Source organism: Sphingomonas sp. PvP056 (assembly GCF_040549155.1).
Classification (GTDB): Bacteria; Pseudomonadota; Alphaproteobacteria; order Sphingomonadales; family Sphingomonadaceae; genus Sphingomonas.
On record NZ_JBEPST010000001.1, the window covers coordinates 318,444 to 336,785 of the forward strand.

Here is an 18,342-nt window from a genome sequence, read left to right on the forward strand (position 1 = left end):
CGGTGTTTTAAACATCCTGTCATGTTGTCCCCGCCTGCGCCCGCTGCACATATCCTTGCTTTTGCGCAGACGCTCGACGGCGGTGGCGTCGAGAAGACGTTGTTGCGCCTGGCGGGCGCGTGGACGCAGCAGGGGCGTCGGGTGACGCTGGTGGTCGGCGATGTCGCAGGCCCGCTTGCGCGCGATATCCCTGCAGGCGTCGAAGTGCGCATGGTCGGTACGAAGACGATGATCGGCATGTCCGCGATCGCTGCGTTGACGCAGGAGATCGATCCCGACGTGCTATTCTGTCCGGGCAATCATTATACCGCGCTGGCGGCGTGGACGCGGTTGCGGCTCGGGACGCACTGTCCGCCGATCGTCGCGAAGGTTTCCAATGCGCTGGTGCGGCGCGATCACAACGCGCCGGTCGCGGCGGCATATCGCACATGGCTGAAATGGCATCCGAGCTTCGTCGACCGGCTGGTCGCGATGAGCCCCGCGATGGCGGACGAGGCGAGCGTGATGATGAGGATCGCGCGCGACCGGATCAGCGTGATCCCGAATCCGCCGCCACACGCCGCTACGCACGGTGCTATACCGGGTGCTGTCCCCGCGATTCCATCGGGGCGTTTTCTGCTGGGGGTAGGGCGGCTTGCCCCGCAGAAGCGCTGGGACCGATTGATCGATGCGTTTGCGCATATCGACCAACGGGACGTGTCGCTGATGATCCTTGGCGAAGGCAGCGAACGCGCGACGATCGAAGCGCGAGTCGCTGCGCACGGCCTCGATCGCCGGGTGATCCTGCCCGGTCATGTCGCGGACCCGACCCCGACGATCGCGCGGGCGACCGCACTCGCGCTGGTGTCGGATTTCGAGGGCGTGCCCGGGGTCCTGCGCGAATCGCTTGCGGTGGGGACGCCAGTGGTCGCGACCGATTCGAGCGTGGCGGTTCGCGAGATCGTGACGAGCGCGGCGGTCGGCAGTGTCGTCCAGCCGGGCGATGCCGCGGGGCTGGTTGCCGCGCTGGAACATTGGCTGGAACCGGGGCGGTCGCGCCCGAACCCGGTGCCGCAACCGGGCGAGAACGCCGCGGCGGCGTATCTCGATCTGTTCGATCAAGCGGTGCTCGAACGCCGGTTCGAGCGCCGGATAGAACAGGGGCTCAGCCGACCGGCTTGACCCGATCCGGGTGTGCGGCGGCAATCTCGGTGACCGCAGCGGCGGCGGTGTCGGCGGCGAGCAGTCGGGGGAAGGGATCGAGCGAAACGCCGAAACGTCGGGCATTGTAGATTTGCGGAACGAGACAGACATCCGCCAGATTGGGCGTGTCTCCGCCCAGGAACGGTCCCGTTCCATCCGCGGTCATCGCTTCGAGCGCCGTCAGGCCAATTTCGATCCAATGGACGTACCAGGCCTCGCGTGCCGCCTGATCCGCGCCGAACTGATCGGTCAGGCGGTTCAGCACGCGCAGATTGTCGATCGGATGGAGATCCGCGACGACCGACAACGCCTGCGCGAAAACACGGGCCCGCGCGAGCGGTTCGCGCGGCAGCATCGGCGTGGCCGGATAAGCGGTATCAAGATAGTCGATGATCGCGAGGCTCTGCGTCAGCATGGCACCGCCGATATTGAGCGCGGGAACGAGCCCCTGCGGATTACGCGCGACATAGGCGGGGTCACGCTGTGCACCCGTGGTCAGGTCGATCGCGACACTGTCATAGGCGACCTGCTTGAGGTTGAGGACGATCCTGACACGATATGCCGCCGACGAGCGCCAGTAATCGTACAGGACCGGCGTCATGCCGCGTCGGCCTGCTCTTCGGCTTCCGAACTCCGCTCGAGCGCGACCTTGATCATCGCGGTCATCGGATCGGCGAGCGTCAGCCCGAGCAGCCCGAACAGCGTGCCGGCCAGGATCTGCGACGACAGTGTCAGCGCTGGCGGCAGGTCGACGGTCTTCTTGGCGACCATCGGGATGATGACATAGCCGTCCAGCGCCTGGATAAAGACGTAGATGCCGATCGCGTAGAGCCCGGTGTTCATCCCCGCGCTGAAGCCGACCGCAACCATCAGGATGCCGCTGACGATCGCGCCGAGATTGGGAATGAAGGCAAGCAGGCCGGTCAGGATGCCGAGCACCAGTGCCATCGGCACGCCGGCGATCGCCAGTGCAACCCCGGTCATCACGCCTTCCAACGCCATGCCGAACAGGCGTCCGGCCAGCAGACGGCGCATCGTCTTGGCCATTTCCGTGATCGTGCCCGCAAAGCGTGGGCGCATGTCGGTCGGGATCATCCACTCGACGCCGCGCCCGTACAGCCGTGGCTCGATCGCGACGAACAGGCCGATCACGAGCACCATCACCAGGCTGGCCAGCGCGCCGAACGCGATGCCAAGGTACGACGTCAGTTGCCCGAACGACCCGAGCACCTGTTGCATCATTCCGTTGATGTCGACCTGTTTGGGCATGATTCCCTTGGCGGTCGCCCAGCTCACGGTCCGTGTCGCCTGGGTGATCAGCGTCTGCTGCAGCTGAGCGAACTGCGCGGTGACCTGAACCCCGGTCAGCCACACCAGTCCGACCAGGAACGCCACGGTCAGCAGCACGACGATCAAGAGCCGCCACGACCGCCCGATCGGCAACACGCGTCCGAGCAGCCGGACGCCGCCGTCGAGCATCGAGGCGAAGACCAGCCCGCCGAAGATGATCAGCAGCGGATGGACCAGCAGCACAACGAGCGCGATCGCCCCTGCCGTGCCGAGCCATACGGTCGCGCGGGTCAGTTCCTTGCGGACGAACGGATCGCGCAGTTCGTTGGGCGCCGGTTCGCTGACCATGCCAGCACTCGGGGATTCACTCATTCACTACGGCTCGCATGCAAGGAGGTGCCAGCGCGTCCGCCCCGGAACGACTGACCCCAGGTCAGGGGGTTCCAGGAGCCAAGCCCGGTCTTCGAAAAGGTGATGAACTCGGCACGACCGCCGAGATATTCCCACGGCACCGGTCCGCCGAGTCCCTGTTCGGACAGGGGGAAACGACTGTCGGCGCTACGATCGCGGTTGTCGCCCATCAGAAAGACGTGGTTCGCCGGGATCGTGACGGCGGGGTAGTTGTCGCCGGGATACGCGCCGAGATCGACCGTGTCGTAATGCCGCCCGTTGGGCAGCGTCTCGGTGACCAGGGGAAGGCGGCAGGTGCTCTTGCCGTTCGCGCCGGTCTGAAGCGCATCGTCATATTGGCTCGAATCGCACGTCACGCCGCTTTCGGGCGAGGGGAGTGGCGTATTCCCGTAATTAGGGATGTCGACATAGTGCAGCGGGCCGCGCTTCACCGGCACGCCGTTGAGGATGACGGTGCCGTCGCGCACTTCCAGACGATCGCCGGGGAGCCCGATCAAGCGCTTGATGTAATCGGTCTTGGTCCCAGGGGGCGTGACGATCACCACGTCGCCGCGCTCGGGCAAATGCCCGAACAGGCGGCCGGGGATGAACGGCAGCAAGTGGAAGGTCGGCGAAACGAACGAAAAGCCGTACGGAAACTTGCTGACGACGAGCTGATCGCCGACCAACAGGCCCGGGAGCATCGATTCGGACGGGATGTAGAACGGCTTGGCGATGAAGCTGTGGAAACCGAGGACCGCCAGGACTAACCAGAAGATGCCGCGGATTTCCGACGCCCAGTCGGTGCCGGGTTTCTTGGTCTGCGGTCCGCCGGGGGTGGCGGATGCATCCCTGGCGTCTGCGCGCGCCTTGGTCTCGTCTGCGCTCAGGGCCAGCTCCTCGCTCATGTCTTGTCCCTCGGAACCGCTTCGATGATCACGAAAGCTTGCGCCCAGGGATGATCGTCGGTCATCGTCAAATGAATTCGCGCGACGTGACCGTCAGGCGTCAACGCGTCAAGTATTGCCTGCGCCCCGCCCTGCAGATGCAAGGTCGGCGCGCCGGACGGAGCATTGACGACGCCGATGTCCCGCATGAACACCCCGCGCTTGAAGCCGGTTCCGACCGCCTTGGAAAAGGCCTCCTTCGCCGCGAACCGCTTGGCGAGCGTACCCGCCTTGGTGAACGGTCGGCTGTCGCCCTTGGTGCGTTCGATGGGGGTGAATACGCGGTTCTCGAAACGGGCGCCGAAGCGGTCTAGCGACGCCTGGATCCGCTCGATGTTGCACAGGTCCGAGCCTAAACCGATGATCATGGCTCTCCCTCTTCCCGCTTGCGGGGAGAGGACCGGGGAGGGGGGCAGGCCAGCAGCGCTGCACTCGCGGCTGCCCCTCTCCCCGACCCTCTCCCCGGGGGGGAGAGGGAGAATGTGGTGCCACTCACCGTGCCGAATCCATCGCATCGCGCATCGCGCGGACCGCGTCGCCCAAGCCGACGAAGATTGCATCGGCGATCAGGCTGTGGCCGATGTTGAGCTCGCGAATCTGAGGGATCGCGGCGATCGGCGCGACATTGGCGAGCGTCAGGCCGTGGCCGGCATGGACCTCGATCCCGTTCTTGACGGCAAGCGCGGCGGCATCCGCAATGCGGCGGAGTTCCTCGGCCTGCGCCGCGCCTTCCAGGTCGCAATAGCGCCCGGTGTGGAGTTCGACGACCGGCGCGCCGAGCCGGAGTGCGGCATCGATCTGCGCTGCACTGGGTTCGACGAACAGCGAGACGCGGATCCCAGCGGCACCTAATTGCGAGACGAGCGGCGCCAGCATCGCGAACTGTCCCGCCGCATCGAGCCCACCCTCGGTGGTGCGTTCCTCGCGCTTTTCGGGGACGATGCACGCGGCGTGCGGACGGTGCCGCAGCGCGATCGCGAGCATCTCGTCGGTCGCCGCCATTTCGAGATTGAGCGGGATCGTCAATTCGGATGAGAGGCGCGCGATATCGTCGTCGGTGATGTGGCGGCGGTCCTCGCGCAGGTGCGCGGTGATGCCGTCAGCCCCCGATTCGGCCGCGAGCAAGGCAGCGCGGACCGGATCGGGATAGCCCGACCCGCGCGCGTTGCGCACGGTCGCGACGTGATCGATGTTGACCCCCAGGCGGAGCACCTGCGTCATGCCGCGCGGCTGCCGGGCTTGATCGCGGGGATCGCGGCGAGCTCGGGTGGGAGCGCCTCGGCGCTGTAGGTCGGCACGTCGAGCCGGATCAAGGGATAGAAAGGGACGCCGAGATCGGCGGTGCCGTTCGAGCGGTCGACCAGCGCGCCCGCCGCGACCGTCTCGCCGCCCGCACGCGCGATCGCCGCGATCGCCTCTCGCGAGGACAGGCCCGTGGTGACGACGTCTTCCATCATGAAGACCTTAGTGCCCGGATCGAGGCGGAAACCGCGGCGCAGCTCGAACGTGCCCTCGGGGCGTTCGAGGAACATCGCCGGGACACCGAGCGCACGGCCCATCTCATGCCCGGCGATCACGCCGCCCATCGCGGGCGAAACGACCGCGGCGATCTGCGCGCGCACATGCGCCGGAAGCCGCGCGACGAGGGCCTCGGCCAGCCGTGCGCCGCGAGCCGGGTCCATCAGGACCCGCGCGCATTGCAGATAGCGCGACGAGCGCAAACCCGATGACAGGATGAAATGGCCCTCCAGCAATGCCTCGGCAGCGCGGAATTCGGCGAGAACATCGTCTTCGGTCATGGCATGCGGTCCAGTGATTGCGCGCGTGATTTTCGGGCCTGATTACGAGCGCGGATAGACGCCCGGATAGACGGAGGCAACGATCGCGCCATAAAAAGGACACGCGCGGGTTGAGGCATCGGCCTAGTCCGCTTATAGCCCTAAAAGAAAAGGGCGTATCCCCGCCTGGTCGTCGTCCGGAAAAGCCGACAGAGTCGCAAAGGGTAGATGCAGAGGATGCGTATGATCGGGATGAAATCGATCGTGATGGCGGCGGGCCTCGCGATGATTGGTACAGGCGCAGTACAGGCGGCGCCGCAAGCTGCTCCGGTCGTGACCGTCACCAAACCCGAGGTCGTCGCGGCTCCCGCGGCAGCCCCTGCCGCGCCGGTTGCCGCCGAAGCGACCGACCCGATGCTCGCGGTCGATGGCGCACCGGCGATGGCGATCGATCCGACGATCGGCCAGCCCGTCCCCGGCCATATCTCGCTCCAGCCGCAGGTGACCAAGACCGGCCGTCAGGCGGCGTGGTTCCACAATGCGCTGCTGATGCCGGTCATCACCGTCATCTCGCTGTTCGTGCTCGCCCTGCTCGGGCTGGTGATCGTGCGGTTCCGCCGGGCCAAGAACCCGGTCGCGTCCAAGACCTCGCACAATACGATCCTCGAAGTGGCGTGGACCGGCATTCCGGTGCTGATCCTGCTCGGGCTTGCCTTGCCGTCGATCGGTCTGCTCCAGGCGCAGTACAAGCCCGCGCCGAAGGATGCGGTCGTGCTCAAGGCGATCGGTAACCAATGGTACTGGTCTTACGAATATCCCGGCAACGGGGGCTTCTCGATCACGTCGAACATGCTGAAAGAAGCCAATGAAGTCGGCAAGGGCGAGCGCGCTCGCACTGCGATCGACGGGCCGCGCCTGCTCGCGACCGATACGCGCGTCGTGCTGCCGGTCGGCGTGCCGATCCGGCTGATCACCACCTCGAACGACGTGATCCACAGCTGGGAAATCCCGGCGTTCTGGATCAAGCTCGATGCGATCCCGGGTCGCCTCAACGAGACCAGCTTCACGATCGAGAAAGAGGGCGTCTATTTCGGCGTCTGTTCCGAACTGTGCGGCGCGCGGCATGGCTATATGCCTATCACCGTGCAGGCGGTGAAGCCGGCCGTGTTCGCGCAGTGGGTCAAGGCCAAGGGTGGCACGATGCCGGGTAACGGCGCAGCCGCCGCCGAAGTCGCCAAAACGCCTTCCGCCGTAGAAACTGGCGAGCCGACCGAAATGGGCAATGCCGCGGCCGAGGCGCTGCCCGCCGAGGCCCCCGTCGCCGGTGCCATCCCCGCCAACACTTCCGCAGGGAACTGAGTCATGACCGACACCGCTCTCACCCCGAGCGCCTTCGAGGCGCATCATGACGATGCCCACGCGCATGACACGCACGAGATGTCGTTCTTTGCGCGCTGGTTCATGTCGACCAACCACAAGGACATCGGGACGCTGTACCTGATCTTCGCGATCGTCGCGGGGATCATCGGTGGTGGCATTTCGGGCCTGATGCGCGCCGAACTGGCGCATCCGGGCATCCAGTATCTCGGGTACTGGGCGAGCTTCCTGCCCGGTGGGGAGCAGGGTCTCGATCATTCGCTTCACCTGTGGAACGTGCTGATTACCGCGCACGGGTTGATTATGGTGTTCTTCATGGTGATGCCCGCGATGATCGGCGGGTTCGGCAACTGGTTCGTGCCGATCATGATCGGCGCGCCCGACATGGCGTTCCCGCGGATGAACAACGTGTCGTTCTGGCTGCTCATCCCGGCCTTCACGCTGCTGCTGGCGTCGCCGTTCTTCGGCGGTGCAGGCAATGGCTGGACGCTCTACGCGCCGCTCTCGACCTACGGCGAGCCGGGGCCGTCGACCGACATGGCGATTCTCGCGCTTCACTTGGCCGGCGCATCGTCGATCCTCGGCGCGATCAATTTCATCACGACGATCTTCAACATGCGCGCGCCGGGCATGACGCTCCACAAGATGCCGCTGTTCGTGTGGTCGGTGCTGGTTACCGCCTTCCTGCTGCTGCTGGCACTTCCGGTGCTCGCGGCTGCAATCACGATGCTGCTGACCGACCGTAACTTCGGCACGACCTTCTTCGATCCCGCCGGTGGTGGTGATCCGGTGTTGTACCAGCATCTGTTCTGGTTCTTTGGCCACCCCGAAGTCTACATCATGATTCTGCCGGGCTTCGGCATCGTCAGCCAGGTGATCTCGACCTTCTCGAAGAAGCCCGTCTTCGGCTATCTTGGCATGGCATACGCCATGGTCGCGATCGGCGTGGTCGGCTTCGTCGTGTGGGCGCATCACATGTTCACGACGGGCCTCAGCGTGAACACCAAGATGTACTTCACCGCGGCGACGATGGTGATCGCGGTGCCGACCGGCATTAAGATCTTCTCGTGGATCGCAACGATGTGGGGTGGCTCGCTCACCTTCAAGACGCCGATGCTGTGGGCGATCGGGTTCATCTTCATGTTCACCGTCGGCGGCGTGACCGGCGTCGTGCTCGCCAACGGCGGCATCGATGACTACATGCAGGACAGCTATTATGTGGTGGCGCATTTCCACTACGTGCTGTCGCTGGGTGCGGTGTTCTCGCTGTTCTGCGGCTTTTATTACTGGTTCCCGAAGATGTCGGGGAAGATGTACAACGAGTTCCTTGGTCAGGTGCACTATTGGGTGTTCTTCCTGGGTGTGAACGTGATGTTCTTCCCGATGCATTTCCTGGGCCTCCAGAACATGCAGCGCCGCGTGCCGGACTATGCCGATGCGCTCGCGCAGTGGAACTGGGTCGCGAGCATCGGCTACATGATCATGGCTGCATCAATGGTGGTGTTCTTCGTCAACGTCATCATGTCGCTGATGTCGGGCAAGAAGGCCGGCGACAGCCCGTGGGGCGAAGGCGCGACGACGCTCGAATGGACGTTGTCGAGCCCACCGCCATATCACCAGTTCGAAACGCTCCCGCGGATCGACTGACCTTTTCTCTCCCCTCTCGCGTGCGGGAGGGGTAGGGGTGAGCTCGCGTGCTGCTCCGAACGACTCCGCCAGGGGATAGCGCGAGCCCACCCCCAGCCCCTCCCGTGAGCGGGAGGGGAGGATCTTTGTAAATGACTGTTGTGACCGTTTCGAACCCAAGCCTTCCTGCCGACTGGCGCGACTTCTTTGCGCTGACCAAGCCGCGCGTGATGCGTTCGGTCGTGTTTACGGCGCTGTGCGGGATGCTTGCCGCGCCAGCTTCGCTGCCGCCCGTGCTTGCCTTCACCGCGATCCTTGCGATCGCGCTCGCAGCGGGCGCTGCCGGTGCGCTGAACCAATGGTATGAGTCCGACATCGATGCGCTGATGAAGCGCACCGCCAAACGTCCGCTCCCCGCGGGCAAGATGGAGCGCGAGACCGCGCTTCAGTTCGGCGTGGCGCTCGGGGTTTTCTCGGTGCTGCTGATGGGGCTTGCGATCAACATCCCCGCTGCCGTGCTGCTCGCGGTGTCGATCCTGTTCTACGTGCTCGTCTATACCGTCGGTCTCAAACGGCTGACCCCGCAGAACATCGTGATCGGCGGCGCGGCGGGCGCGTTTCCGCCGCTGATCGGCTGGGTCGCGGCGACGGGCTCGGTCTCGGCGCTGCCGCTGCTGATGTTCGCGATCATCTTCCTGTGGACCCCGCCGCACAGCTGGGCGCTCGCGCTGCTGATCCGTGACGATTACGCCAAGGGCGGCGTGCCGATGCTTCCGGTCGTCGCGAGCGCAAAGACGACGCGCGCGCAAATGCTGTTCTACGCGGTGCTGATGACCGCCGCCGCGATCTCGCCCTGGCCGCTCGGGCTGGCGGGGTCGCTTTACGGCATCGTCGCCTCGGTCTTGTCGGTGATTTTCCTGGGCCTCACCGTTTGGGTCGTCGTCCAGCGCGCCGAAACGCCGGCGACGATGAAGGCCGAACGCTGGCTGTTCGTTTATTCGATCGGCTATATCCTCGCGATCTTCGCGACCCTTGCGACCGATCGGTGCCTGGCATGAACGAGCTTCCCGACCCGACCACGCAAGCAGCCCTCGTCCGCAAGCGGCAGCGTGCACGCGCGACGGCGCTGGCGATTATCCTCTTCGCATTCGTGATCCTCGTGTTCGCGATCAGCATCGCCAAGATCAAGGCGGGGATGCCGGGGATGCCGGGGATGCCGCACCAATGATCAGTCGGATCGCCCGGATGGATCGCAAGCTGCGTACCGCGCTGCTCGCGGTGCTGGGGATCTGCTTCATGAGCGGGCTCGGCTGGGCGAGCATCCCGCTGTACCGGATGTTCTGCCAAGCGACCGGCCTGAACGGCACGACGCAGCGCGGGACGGTCGCGCCGGGGGCGATCAAGAACCACCAGATCCGGGTCGACTTCGACACCAACGTCGCGCCGCACATGCCGTGGAAGTTCCTGCCCGAAAACCCGTATGACACGGTCGACGTCGGCGCGCGCGACATGGCGTTCTTCACCGCGACCAACACGTCGAACAAGCCGATCACGGGAACCGCGACGTTCAACGTGACACCCGCACAGGCGGGCAAGTACTTCACCAAGATCCAGTGCTTCTGCTTCACCCAGCAGACGCTGCAACCGGGCGAGACCGCGCGGATGCCGGTGATCTTCTTCGTCGATCCCAAGATCCTGCAGGATCCGGATGCGAGCGACGTCGAGACGATTACACTAAGCTACACGTTTTACCCGGTGGATTCGGCGAAAGCCAAAAGCTAGGGTACGAAAAATCCGATCGATCCAACGATCACACGACGGGGATGCAACATGGCCGGTGCCAAGAACCACGATTATCACATCCTGCCACCGAGCATCTGGCCGCTGGCCGGATCGATGGCGGCTCTGGCGATGGCGGCGGGCGGAATCATGTGGATGCATTCCGCGGTCGGTGGTGGGCTGCTGTTCTATGCCGGGCTCGCAGGCGTGCTCGCGGTGATGTATGGCTGGTGGCGGCAGGTCGTGATCGAGGCGAACGCGGGTGATCACACTCCGGTCGTTCAGCTCCATCTCCGCTACGGGATGATCCTGTTCATCGCGTCCGAGGTCATGTTCTTCGTTGGCTGGTTCTGGGCGTTCTTCGACTTCTCCCTGTTTCCGGCGGGAATCCAGGTGCTCGACGGCAAGGTCAGCCTGATCGCGGATGTCGCCAATGGCGTTGGCCAATGGCCGCCCAAGGGGCTCGAGGTTATCGACGCCTTCAAGTTCCCGCTGCTCAACACGCTGATCCTGCTGACCAGCGGCACCACCGTCACCTGGGCGCATCACGCGTTGATCCATGGCGATCGCGACGGGCTCAAGAAGGGGCTATGGGCGACGATCATCCTGGGGCTGATCTTCAGCTCGATCCAGGCGTTCGAATATTCGGAAGCGCCGTTCCCGTTCAAGGGGCTGAACTATGGCGCAGCCTTCTTCATGTCGACCGGGTTTCACGGCTTCCACGTGATGATCGGGACGATCTTCCTGATCGTCTGCCTGGTGCGCGTGTATCGCGGCGACTTCACCCCCAAGCAGCATTTCGGTTTCGAGGCGGCGGCGTGGTACTGGCACTTCGTTGACGTGGTTTGGCTGTTCCTGTTCGTCACCGTCTATGTCTGGGGCGGCTGGGGCGCGCCGGTCCATAGCGGGTGATGCCGCCCAAGCGGGCCGAGACCTTCGTCGCGCCGGACCAGATTGCCGCCGCGGTGAAGGGGCTTTGCCCGCGCTGCGGCGCGCCGGGGCTGTTCCGCGGCTGGCTCGACTTTGCCGCGAAATGCCCGCGCTGTGGGCTGGATTATAGCGCGTTCAATGTCGGCGATGGGCCGGCTGCGATCCTGACGCTGGTGCTGGGGGCGCTGATCGTCGGCTTAGCGATCTGGATCCAGCTCGCGTGGGGGCCGCCGATCTGGCTGCAACTGATCATCTGGTTGCCGATCACGGTGTTCGGCGTGGTCGGGTCGCTGCGGGTCGCCAAGGCGGCGTTGCTGGGAGCGGAATATCGCAACGCGGCGCATGAAGGGCGAATCACCCCACCATGAAGCGTGTGCCTGTCGTTCCGACGATCCTCGTTGCGCTGGCAATCGTGGCTATGGTTGCACTTGGCGTGTGGCAGCTCCAGCGCCGTACCGAGAAGGCCGCGATGCTGGTGCATTATGCACGTAACACGGTGTTGCCGCCGGTCGCCTTCCCGGCGATCCCACTCCACGACAGTTTATTATTTCGTCGTTCCAGTGCCTTGTGCCTGTCGCCGACCAGTTTCTCGGTCGAGGGCGGGCGCAATGCGCGTGGCGGCACCGGCTGGCGTCAGATCGCGCGGTGCAGCACCGGCGCGGAAGGCCCGGGCTTCACGGTCCAGCTCGGGTTCGGCAAGGATCCGCACGCCAAGCCGTCGTGGAAGGGCGGACCGGTTACCGGCTATATCAGCCACGCCCCCGATCATCAGCCGTTGATCGCGGGGTTGTTCGGGCGTGCCGCACCCCGGACATTGATGCTCGTGGCAGACCCGCCGCTGGCCGGACTCGACCCCAATCCGCAGCCCGATCTGTCAGCAGTGCCCAACAACCATCTCGCTTATGCGGTACAATGGTTCGTCTTCGCGGCGATTGCCGCAATAATCTATGCGCTTGCGCTAAGGCGGCGCACGGTTGCCGAGTCGGACGCATCCCGCTAACCGCAGTTCCCATGCGCTACATCAGCACGCGCGGCACTGCGCCGGCACTCGATTTCCGTGACGTAACCCTCGCCGGGCTGGCGAGCGACGGCGGACTGTACCTCCCCGACAGCTGGCCGACGTTCAGCCCCGAGCAAATTGCGGAAATGCGGGGGCTTTCCTATGTCGAGACTGCGGTGCAGGTGATGCTCCCGTTCGTCGGCGATGCGCTGACCGAGGAGGATCTGCGCGGTCTGTGCACCGAGGCCTATGGCCGCTTCTCGCATGCCGCGGTCGTGCCGCTGGTGCAGCTGGACGCGCAGCACTGGTTGCTCGAGCTGTTCCACGGGCCGACGCTGGCGTTCAAAGACGTCGCTTTGCAGCTGCTCGGGTTGCTGTTTGAGCGCTTTTTAACCGGAACCAACCAGCAATTGACCGTGATTGGCGCGACGTCGGGCGATACCGGGTCGGCGGCGATCGATGCACTCGCGGGGCGCGCCGGGGTCGATGTGTTCATGCTCCACCCAAAGGGGCGCGTGTCGGACGTCCAGCGGCGCCAGATGACCACGGTGATCGCGCCCAACATCTATAATATCGCGCTCGAGGATTCGAGCTTCGACGATGCGCAGGCGCTGGTGAAGGCGATGTTCAACGACGATGCCTTCTCGGGAAAGTTCGCGCTGTCGGCGGTCAATTCGATCAACTGGGCGCGGCTGATGGCGCAGGTGGTCTATTATTTCTACTCGGCGGTCCGGTTGGGCGCGCCCGAGCGGCCGGTCGCCTTCTCGGTCCCGACGGGCAATTTCGGCGATGTGTTCGCAGGCTATGTCGCGGCGAAGATGGGGTTGCCGGTCGCCAAGCTGATCGTCGCGACCAACGTCAACGACATCCTCGCACGCGCGCTTTCGACCGGGGACTATTCGAGCCGCAGCGTCATCCCGACGCCGAGCCCGTCGATGGACATTCAGGTGTCGAGCAACTTCGAGCGGCTGCTGTTCGATCTCGGCGGGCGCGACGGGCATGCGCTGGCCGCGCAGATGCAGGGGTTCGAGGCGTCGCGCACGATGCAGCTGACCAATGCGCAACGCAACGGTGCGGCCTCGCTGTTTGCGAGCGACAGCGTGGATCTCGACGACATGGCGCTGGCGATGCGGCGGACGTGGGAGCGCAGCGGGCAGGTGATGGACCCGCATACCGCGATCGGCCTTGCCGCCGCGCGCCGCGCCGATTTGCCTGCGGACGTGCCGATCGTCACGCTCGCGACCGCGCATCCCGCCAAGTTCCGCGACGCGGTCGAGCGTGCGACCGGGCAGCGCCCGGGCTTGCCGCCGCGGATCGGCGACCTGTTCGACCGCGAGGAACGCTATGACACGTTGCCGGGGACATTCGAGGCGGTGACCGCGTATATCGCCGAGCGGGCGACGGCGCGGTGATGACGGGCGTTGATGTCGGTACGCTCTTCATGCCGACCCACCCCCAGCCCCTCCCTTCCAGGGAGGGGAGGAGCTTCGCATGACGCTTGTCTCTCTTCTTGCTGAACGGTCTGGCCGGGCGGTATCGGCAGGGCACAACGCCGCTGTCTCCCCTCCCTGGAAGGGAGGGGCCGGGGGTGGGTCGGCTCGTGGCGGAGCCTGCCCCCTCTTCACACCGACCCACCCCCAACCCCTCCCTTTCAGGGAGGGGAGGAACTTCGCATGACGCTGATCACACTCATTACCGAACCCTGGGCCGATTACGGGCTGGTCGACTCCGGCCACGGCCGCAAGCTCGAACGCTATGGCCGCTTCCGCTTCATCCGGCCCGAGCCGCAGGCGATGTGGGCCCCTGCGTCCGATCGCTGGGAAGCCGATGGCGACTTTATCGGCGCGTCCGACGAGGATGGCGGCGGAAAGTGGCATCTGTCGAAGGACGTCCCGCGCGGGGGATGGCATGTGCGCTGGGAGGAACTGCTGTTCCTCGCGCAGAACACGCCGTTCCGGCATCTCGCCTTCTTCCCCGACATGGCCGCGCAATGGGCGTGGATGCGCGGACGCGTGGCCGAGGGCGACGAGGTACTCAACCTGTTCGGCTATACCGGGGTCGGCACGCTCGCGCTCGCGGCGAAGGGCGCGCGGATGACGCATGTCGATGCGTCGAAGAAATCGGTCGAGGCGGGCAAGTCCAATGCCTTCCTGTCCGACATGGCGGATCGCCCGATCCGCTGGATGGTCGACGATGCGGCCAAGTTCGCTGCGCGCGAAGTGCGGCGCGGGCGGCGCTACGACGGGATCTTCCTCGATCCGCCCAAGTTCGGGCGCGGGCCGGAGGGCGAGGTGTGGCGGCTGGAGGAGAATCTGCCGGCGCTGATCGCGGATTGCCGCGCTTTGCTCGATGCGGAGAGCAAGTTCCTGGTGCTGACGGTCTATGCGGTGCGGATGTCCGCGCTCGCGATCGGGGAGCTGGTGCGGCAGGCGCTTGGCGATCTCGGCGGGACGGTCGAGGTCGGCGAGATGGCGGTGCGCGAGGAAGCGCGCGGGCTGCTGTTGCCGACCGCGATCTTCGTGCGCTGGTCGAAATAGGGTTCAGGACTCCGTTTGGACGTTTCCTCGCGGAGGCATGGTCTCTGCGAAACCGTAGCTGTTCTCCCGCGAAGGCGGGAGTCCAAGAGTCGCGAGAGCAGTAAGCCGTTGTTCTGCCTCGCTCTGGATTCCCGCCTTCGCGGGAAAACGGTAAATGTCTGGTCCGTACCTCAACTTTCGCAGAGTCGACCCCGAGGCGGGGATGCAGGGCAACGGGCGTCGCGCCTGCAACCCTGGACTCCCGCCTGCGCGGGAGAAAGGAATGCGTGCGCAACGGCGGTTGAACAACCGGCGCGTCCGGCTAAGGTCGCCGCGCAGGCACTGCGGGTGACGATGACGGCGTGACGGACGATATCCCCGAGGAATCGGTCTTGCCCGTGGCGACGGCGCGGCGTCGTCCTGTGGCGCGCCGGGTCCTGCTTGGCGTGCTGCTGCTGATCGTCGTGCTGCTGGCGGTGCTGTGGGTCGAGCGCAAGCGCGTCGCCGAGCATTTCATCGACGATGCGCTGCGCGCCGCGAAGGTGCCCGCGCGCTACGAGATCGCGCAGATCGGCTTGCATACGCAGCGGCTGACCAATGTGCGGATCGGTGACCTTGCGCGGCCCGATCTGGTCGCGGACTGGGTCGAGGTCGATACCACCCTCGGGCTTACGGGCGTCGGGGTCGGGGCGATCCGCGCCGGGCATGTCGTATTGCGCGCCACGCTGAAGGACGCGAAGGTCTCGTTCGGGGCGATTGATCGGCTGCTGCCGGCACCCTCGGGCAAGCCGTTCGCGCTACCCGCGATCCGCGGGGAAATCGCCGACGGGCGGATCGCGCTGGCGACGCCTTATGGTCCGGTGGCGCTGCGCGTTGCGGGGCGCGGGCGGCTGAACGACGGGTTCCAGGGCACGCTTGGCGCGCGGGCTGCGGCGCTCGACCTCGGGCGATGCACGATCGCGGGGCTCGATGCGGCGCTCGCGCTGCGGATCGATGCGGCGCGGCCGAGCGTGACGGGGCCGCTCGCGATGGAGCGTGGGACGTGCGGTGATGTGCGCGTTGCCAAGGCACGCGTCGACCTGACGCTCGCGCTCGGGCTGACGCTCGATCATTTTAAGGGCAAGGCGGGCCTGGCGCTGGGGGAGATCACCGGCAGTGGCGTGCATGCCGATCGCGTTACCGGGCCGGTCGTGTTCGCCGGATCGATGGACGACGTGTCTGGTTCGGTCGATCTCGCATCGGGCGAAATCGCGGCGTCCGAAGTCCGCGCGGCGGGGGCGGGCGTCGCGGGGCGGTATCGCTATGCCGACGACGGGTTCGCGTTCGACGGGCGCGTGCGCACGAACCGGGCTGCGGTGCCCGCCGCATTGCTCGCCCGTGCCGCGCCGTTGCGGTCTGTCGGGGCGGGAACGCCGATCGCGCCGCTGGCCGCGCGCTTGGGGGACGCGTTGCAAGCCGCCGGGCGATCGATCGACGCGACGGCGGCGATCTCCGCGATCGTCAACGGCAAGCGCGGGCAGATCGTCGTGTCGCGGCTCGATGTGGCGAGTGCGTCGGGCGCGCAGGCAACGGTGTCGGGCGACAGCGGGGTCGTCTATCGCTGGCCGGGCGGCTTGCGGATCCAGGGCGATGCGGTCGTTTCCGGGGGCGGGCTTCCATCGCTGCGCGCGACGATCGCGCAAGCCGGACTGGGCGCGCCGATCGTCGGACGTGCGGTGGTCGCGCCGTATGCGGCGGGGAGTGCGCTGCTGGAATTGGCACCGGTGACCTTCTCGGTCGGGGGCAATGGTGCGAGCCATATCGAGACACGGGTCGCGCTGAGCGGACCGATCGGCGACGGGCGAGTCGATGCGCTCGGGCTGCCGATCGATGCGCGGTGGGACGGTCGGGGCACGGTGACGGTCAATCCGGCCTGTGCGGCCATCGGGTTCGCGCGGCTGCGGACCAACGGGCTCGATCTGCCGCGCTCGGCGGTGACGGTGTGCCCGCAGGACGGGGCGCTGGTGCGCCTTGCGGGTGGGAAGCTGGGCGGCGGCGGGCGGATCGGGAGCGCGCGGTTGGCGGGAAGCCTTGGCACGTCGCCGGTGTCGCTCGCGCTTGCCCATGCCGGATGGACGCTTGCGGACGGGCGGTTCGGCGTCAGCGGCGTCGCGTTGCGGCTGGGCGCGCCCGAGCGCGTGACCAGGCTCGATATCGCCGACCTCGGCGGGAGCTTTGCGGCTGGCGGGCTTGGCGGGCGCTTTACGGGGGCGGGCGGGCAGATCGGGGCGGTGCCGCTGGTGCTGTCGGGGGCTGCGGGCGGCTGGCGGTTTGGGGGCGGCGTGCTGTCGCTCGACGGCGCGATGGCGGTGGCGGATGCGGCGGCGGTCGCGCGGTTCCGGCCGATGGCGGCGCGCGAGGTTACGCTGGCGTTGAAGGCGGGCCGGATCACCGCGGGTGGTGCGCTGTACGAGCCGACGCGGAACGTGCGGGTCGCGGATGTCGCGATCGTCCATGATCTGACGCCCGGCACCGGCCATGCCGATCTGACCGTGCCCGGACTCACATTCGGGCCGAAGTTCCAGCCCGAGCTGCTCACCCCGCTGACGCTGGGCGTGGTGGCCGATGTCGTGGGGACGGTGACGGGCGAAGGGCATATCCGCTGGAGCCCGAAGGACCTGACCAGCGACGGCGTGTTCCGCACCGCCAACACCGATCTCGCCGCCGCCTTCGGCCCGGTGACGGGGGTTGCGGGGGAGGTGCGCTTCACCGACCTGCTCGCGCTGGCGACCGCGCCGGGGCAGGTGGTGACGATCAAGAGCATCAACCCCGGCGTCGCGGTGACCGACGGGACGATCCGCTATCAGTTGCTGCCGGGCACGCGAATCGCGGTCGAGGACGGGCGCTGGCCGTTTGCGGGGGGATCGCTGCGACTCGACCCGACCGTGCTCGATTTCGGATCGGCGCAGGAGCGGCGGATGACTTTCCACGTGACCGGCATGGAAGCGGCGCAATTCCTCCAGCAGTTCGACTTCAAGAACCTCGATGCGACCGGTGTGTTCGACGGGGTGTTGCCGATGGTGTTCGATGCGACCGGGGGACGAATCACCGACGGGCGACTCGTGGTGCGGGCTGGCGGCGGGTCGATCGCTTATGTCGGCGAGCTTTCGCAGAAGGACCTAGGATTCTGGGGGAATTATGCGTTCCAGTCCTTGAAGGCGCTGCGCTACCGCAATCTGTCGCTGGTGATGAACGGGCCGCTGGCGGGCGAGATGCTGACGCAGGTCAAATTCTCGGGGATCAGCCAGGGGGAGGGGGCGAAGCGCAACTTCCTGTTCGACCGGCTCCAGAAGCTGCCGCTGGTGTTCAATGTCAGGATCAGCGCGCCGTTCCGCCAGCTGATTGATTCGGCACAGAGTTTCTACGACCCCAAACGCCTGATCGAGCGCAACCTCCCGAGCTTGCTGCTCGAACAGGACAAGCAGGCGAAAGCCCCCACGGTGGGGCCGCCTGTTATTCAGCCTCCGGAAAGCAGGATCGTGCCATGA

The 18,342-nt window shown here is 66.1% G+C and carries 18 protein-coding genes; 12 read left to right on the forward strand and 6 right to left on the reverse strand.

Annotated features, from left to right (window positions below; all coding sequences use genetic code 11):
- Positions 1-21 precede the first annotated feature (21 nt).
- Positions 22-1,161, forward strand: coding sequence for a glycosyltransferase (locus ABIC17_RS01595; protein WP_354278906.1), 1,140 nt, complete (start codon positions 22-24; stop codon positions 1,159-1,161).
- On the opposite strand, the gene maiA is transcribed toward ABIC17_RS01595, so the two are convergent.
- The 6 genes from maiA to pyrE form a co-directional block, all read right to left on the reverse strand.
- Complete coding sequence (gene maiA, locus ABIC17_RS01600; protein ID WP_354278907.1) at positions 1,145-1,783, reverse strand: maleylacetoacetate isomerase; 639 nt, start codon at positions 1,781-1,783, stop codon at positions 1,145-1,147. The genes ABIC17_RS01595 and maiA overlap by 17 nt on opposite strands.
- Positions 1,780-2,844, reverse strand: a complete 1,065-nt coding sequence (locus ABIC17_RS01605; protein ID WP_354278908.1) for an AI-2E family transporter — start codon at positions 2,842-2,844, stop codon at positions 1,780-1,782. The genes maiA and ABIC17_RS01605 overlap by 4 nt, the downstream gene beginning before the upstream one ends.
- Positions 2,841-3,770 carry a signal peptidase I gene (lepB, locus tag ABIC17_RS01610; RefSeq protein WP_354278909.1) on the reverse strand — a complete coding sequence of 310 codons (930 nt, stop codon included), beginning with the start codon at positions 3,768-3,770 and terminating at the stop codon, positions 2,841-2,843. The genes ABIC17_RS01605 and lepB overlap by 4 nt, the downstream gene beginning before the upstream one ends.
- Positions 3,767-4,177, reverse strand: a complete 411-nt coding sequence (gene acpS, locus ABIC17_RS01615) for a holo-ACP synthase (protein WP_354278910.1) — start codon at positions 4,175-4,177, stop codon at positions 3,767-3,769. Before acpS ends, lepB begins: the two co-directional genes overlap by 4 nt.
- Positions 4,178-4,301: 124 nt before the next feature.
- On the reverse strand, positions 4,302-5,030 hold the full coding sequence (locus ABIC17_RS01620) for a pyridoxine 5'-phosphate synthase (RefSeq protein WP_354278911.1): 729 nt from the start codon (positions 5,028-5,030) through the stop codon (positions 4,302-4,304).
- Complete coding sequence (gene pyrE / locus ABIC17_RS01625; protein ID WP_354278912.1) at positions 5,027-5,608, reverse strand: orotate phosphoribosyltransferase; 582 nt, start codon at positions 5,606-5,608, stop codon at positions 5,027-5,029. Before pyrE ends, ABIC17_RS01620 begins: the two co-directional genes overlap by 4 nt.
- A 222-nt stretch (positions 5,609-5,830) precedes the next feature.
- On the opposite strand from pyrE, the gene coxB reads away from it, so the two are divergent.
- From coxB to ABIC17_RS01680, 11 genes are all read left to right on the forward strand, one after another.
- Positions 5,831-6,946, forward strand: a complete 1,116-nt coding sequence (coxB, locus tag ABIC17_RS01630) for a cytochrome c oxidase subunit II (RefSeq protein WP_354278913.1) — start codon at positions 5,831-5,833, stop codon at positions 6,944-6,946.
- A gap of 3 nt (positions 6,947-6,949) precedes the next feature.
- A complete protein-coding gene (gene ctaD / locus ABIC17_RS01635; protein WP_277970547.1) occupies positions 6,950-8,611 on the forward strand; it encodes a cytochrome c oxidase subunit I in 1,662 nt (553 codons plus the stop codon).
- Between the two features lie 131 nt (positions 8,612-8,742).
- Positions 8,743-9,648: a heme o synthase gene (locus tag ABIC17_RS01640; RefSeq protein ID WP_354278914.1), complete on the forward strand. Its 906-nt coding sequence runs from the start codon at positions 8,743-8,745 to the stop codon at positions 9,646-9,648.
- The gene (locus tag ABIC17_RS01645) at positions 9,645-9,818 is read left to right on the forward strand and encodes a cytochrome c oxidase system small membrane protein (protein ID WP_354278915.1); all 174 of its coding nucleotides are present in this window, start codon (positions 9,645-9,647) and stop codon (positions 9,816-9,818) included. The genes ABIC17_RS01640 and ABIC17_RS01645 overlap by 4 nt, the downstream gene beginning before the upstream one ends.
- A complete protein-coding gene (locus ABIC17_RS01650) occupies positions 9,815-10,372 on the forward strand; it encodes a cytochrome c oxidase assembly protein (RefSeq protein ID WP_354278916.1) in 558 nt (185 codons plus the stop codon). The genes ABIC17_RS01645 and ABIC17_RS01650 overlap by 4 nt, the downstream gene beginning before the upstream one ends.
- A 48-nt stretch (positions 10,373-10,420) precedes the next feature.
- Positions 10,421-11,281 (forward strand): cytochrome c oxidase subunit 3, encoded by an 861-nt coding sequence (locus ABIC17_RS01655; protein WP_277970543.1) that lies wholly within the window; start codon positions 10,421-10,423, stop codon positions 11,279-11,281.
- Positions 11,281-11,667, forward strand: a complete 387-nt coding sequence (locus tag ABIC17_RS01660) for a DUF983 domain-containing protein (protein WP_354279430.1) — start codon at positions 11,281-11,283, stop codon at positions 11,665-11,667. The genes ABIC17_RS01655 and ABIC17_RS01660 overlap by 1 nt, the downstream gene beginning before the upstream one ends.
- A complete protein-coding gene (locus ABIC17_RS01665) occupies positions 11,664-12,299 on the forward strand; it encodes an SURF1 family protein (protein WP_354278917.1) in 636 nt (211 codons plus the stop codon). Before ABIC17_RS01660 ends, ABIC17_RS01665 begins: the two co-directional genes overlap by 4 nt.
- Before the next feature lie 11 nt (positions 12,300-12,310).
- The gene (gene thrC / locus ABIC17_RS01670) at positions 12,311-13,711 is read left to right on the forward strand and encodes a threonine synthase (protein WP_354278918.1); all 1,401 of its coding nucleotides are present in this window, start codon (positions 12,311-12,313) and stop codon (positions 13,709-13,711) included.
- Between the two features lie 261 nt (positions 13,712-13,972).
- A complete protein-coding gene (locus ABIC17_RS01675) occupies positions 13,973-14,836 on the forward strand; it encodes an RsmD family RNA methyltransferase (RefSeq protein ID WP_354278919.1) in 864 nt (287 codons plus the stop codon).
- 341 nt (positions 14,837-15,177) lie between these two features.
- Positions 15,178-18,342: an intermembrane phospholipid transport YdbH family protein gene (locus tag ABIC17_RS01680; protein WP_354278920.1), complete on the forward strand. Its 3,165-nt coding sequence runs from the start codon at positions 15,178-15,180 to the stop codon at positions 18,340-18,342.

Bases quoted from the DNA above. Each gene is read 5' to 3' on its own strand.
- ABIC17_RS01595 (WP_354278906.1), top strand. From the start codon at position 22: ATGTTGTCCCCGCCTGCGCCCGCTGCACATATCCTTGCTTTTGCGCAG.
- maiA (WP_354278907.1), bottom strand. From the start codon at position 1,783: ATGACGCCGGTCCTGTACGATTACTGGCGCTCGTCGGCGGCATATCGT.
- ABIC17_RS01605 (WP_354278908.1), bottom strand. From the start codon at position 2,844: ATGAGTGAATCCCCGAGTGCTGGCATGGTCAGCGAACCGGCGCCCAAC.
- lepB (WP_354278909.1), bottom strand. From the start codon at position 3,770: ATGAGCGAGGAGCTGGCCCTGAGCGCAGACGAGACCAAGGCGCGCGCA.
- acpS (WP_354278910.1), bottom strand. From the start codon at position 4,177: ATGATCATCGGTTTAGGCTCGGACCTGTGCAACATCGAGCGGATCCAG.
- ABIC17_RS01620 (WP_354278911.1), bottom strand. From the start codon at position 5,030: ATGACGCAGGTGCTCCGCCTGGGGGTCAACATCGATCACGTCGCGACC.
- pyrE (WP_354278912.1), bottom strand. From the start codon at position 5,608: ATGACCGAAGACGATGTTCTCGCCGAATTCCGCGCTGCCGAGGCATTG.
- coxB (WP_354278913.1), top strand. From the start codon at position 5,831: ATGATCGGGATGAAATCGATCGTGATGGCGGCGGGCCTCGCGATGATT.
- ctaD (WP_277970547.1), top strand. From the start codon at position 6,950: ATGACCGACACCGCTCTCACCCCGAGCGCCTTCGAGGCGCATCATGAC.
- ABIC17_RS01640 (WP_354278914.1), top strand. From the start codon at position 8,743: ATGACTGTTGTGACCGTTTCGAACCCAAGCCTTCCTGCCGACTGGCGC.
- ABIC17_RS01645 (WP_354278915.1), top strand. From the start codon at position 9,645: ATGAACGAGCTTCCCGACCCGACCACGCAAGCAGCCCTCGTCCGCAAG.
- ABIC17_RS01650 (WP_354278916.1), top strand. From the start codon at position 9,815: ATGATCAGTCGGATCGCCCGGATGGATCGCAAGCTGCGTACCGCGCTG.
- ABIC17_RS01655 (WP_277970543.1), top strand. From the start codon at position 10,421: ATGGCCGGTGCCAAGAACCACGATTATCACATCCTGCCACCGAGCATC.
- ABIC17_RS01660 (WP_354279430.1), top strand. From the start codon at position 11,281: ATGCCGCCCAAGCGGGCCGAGACCTTCGTCGCGCCGGACCAGATTGCC.
- ABIC17_RS01665 (WP_354278917.1), top strand. From the start codon at position 11,664: ATGAAGCGTGTGCCTGTCGTTCCGACGATCCTCGTTGCGCTGGCAATC.
- thrC (WP_354278918.1), top strand. From the start codon at position 12,311: ATGCGCTACATCAGCACGCGCGGCACTGCGCCGGCACTCGATTTCCGT.
- ABIC17_RS01675 (WP_354278919.1), top strand. From the start codon at position 13,973: ATGACGCTGATCACACTCATTACCGAACCCTGGGCCGATTACGGGCTG.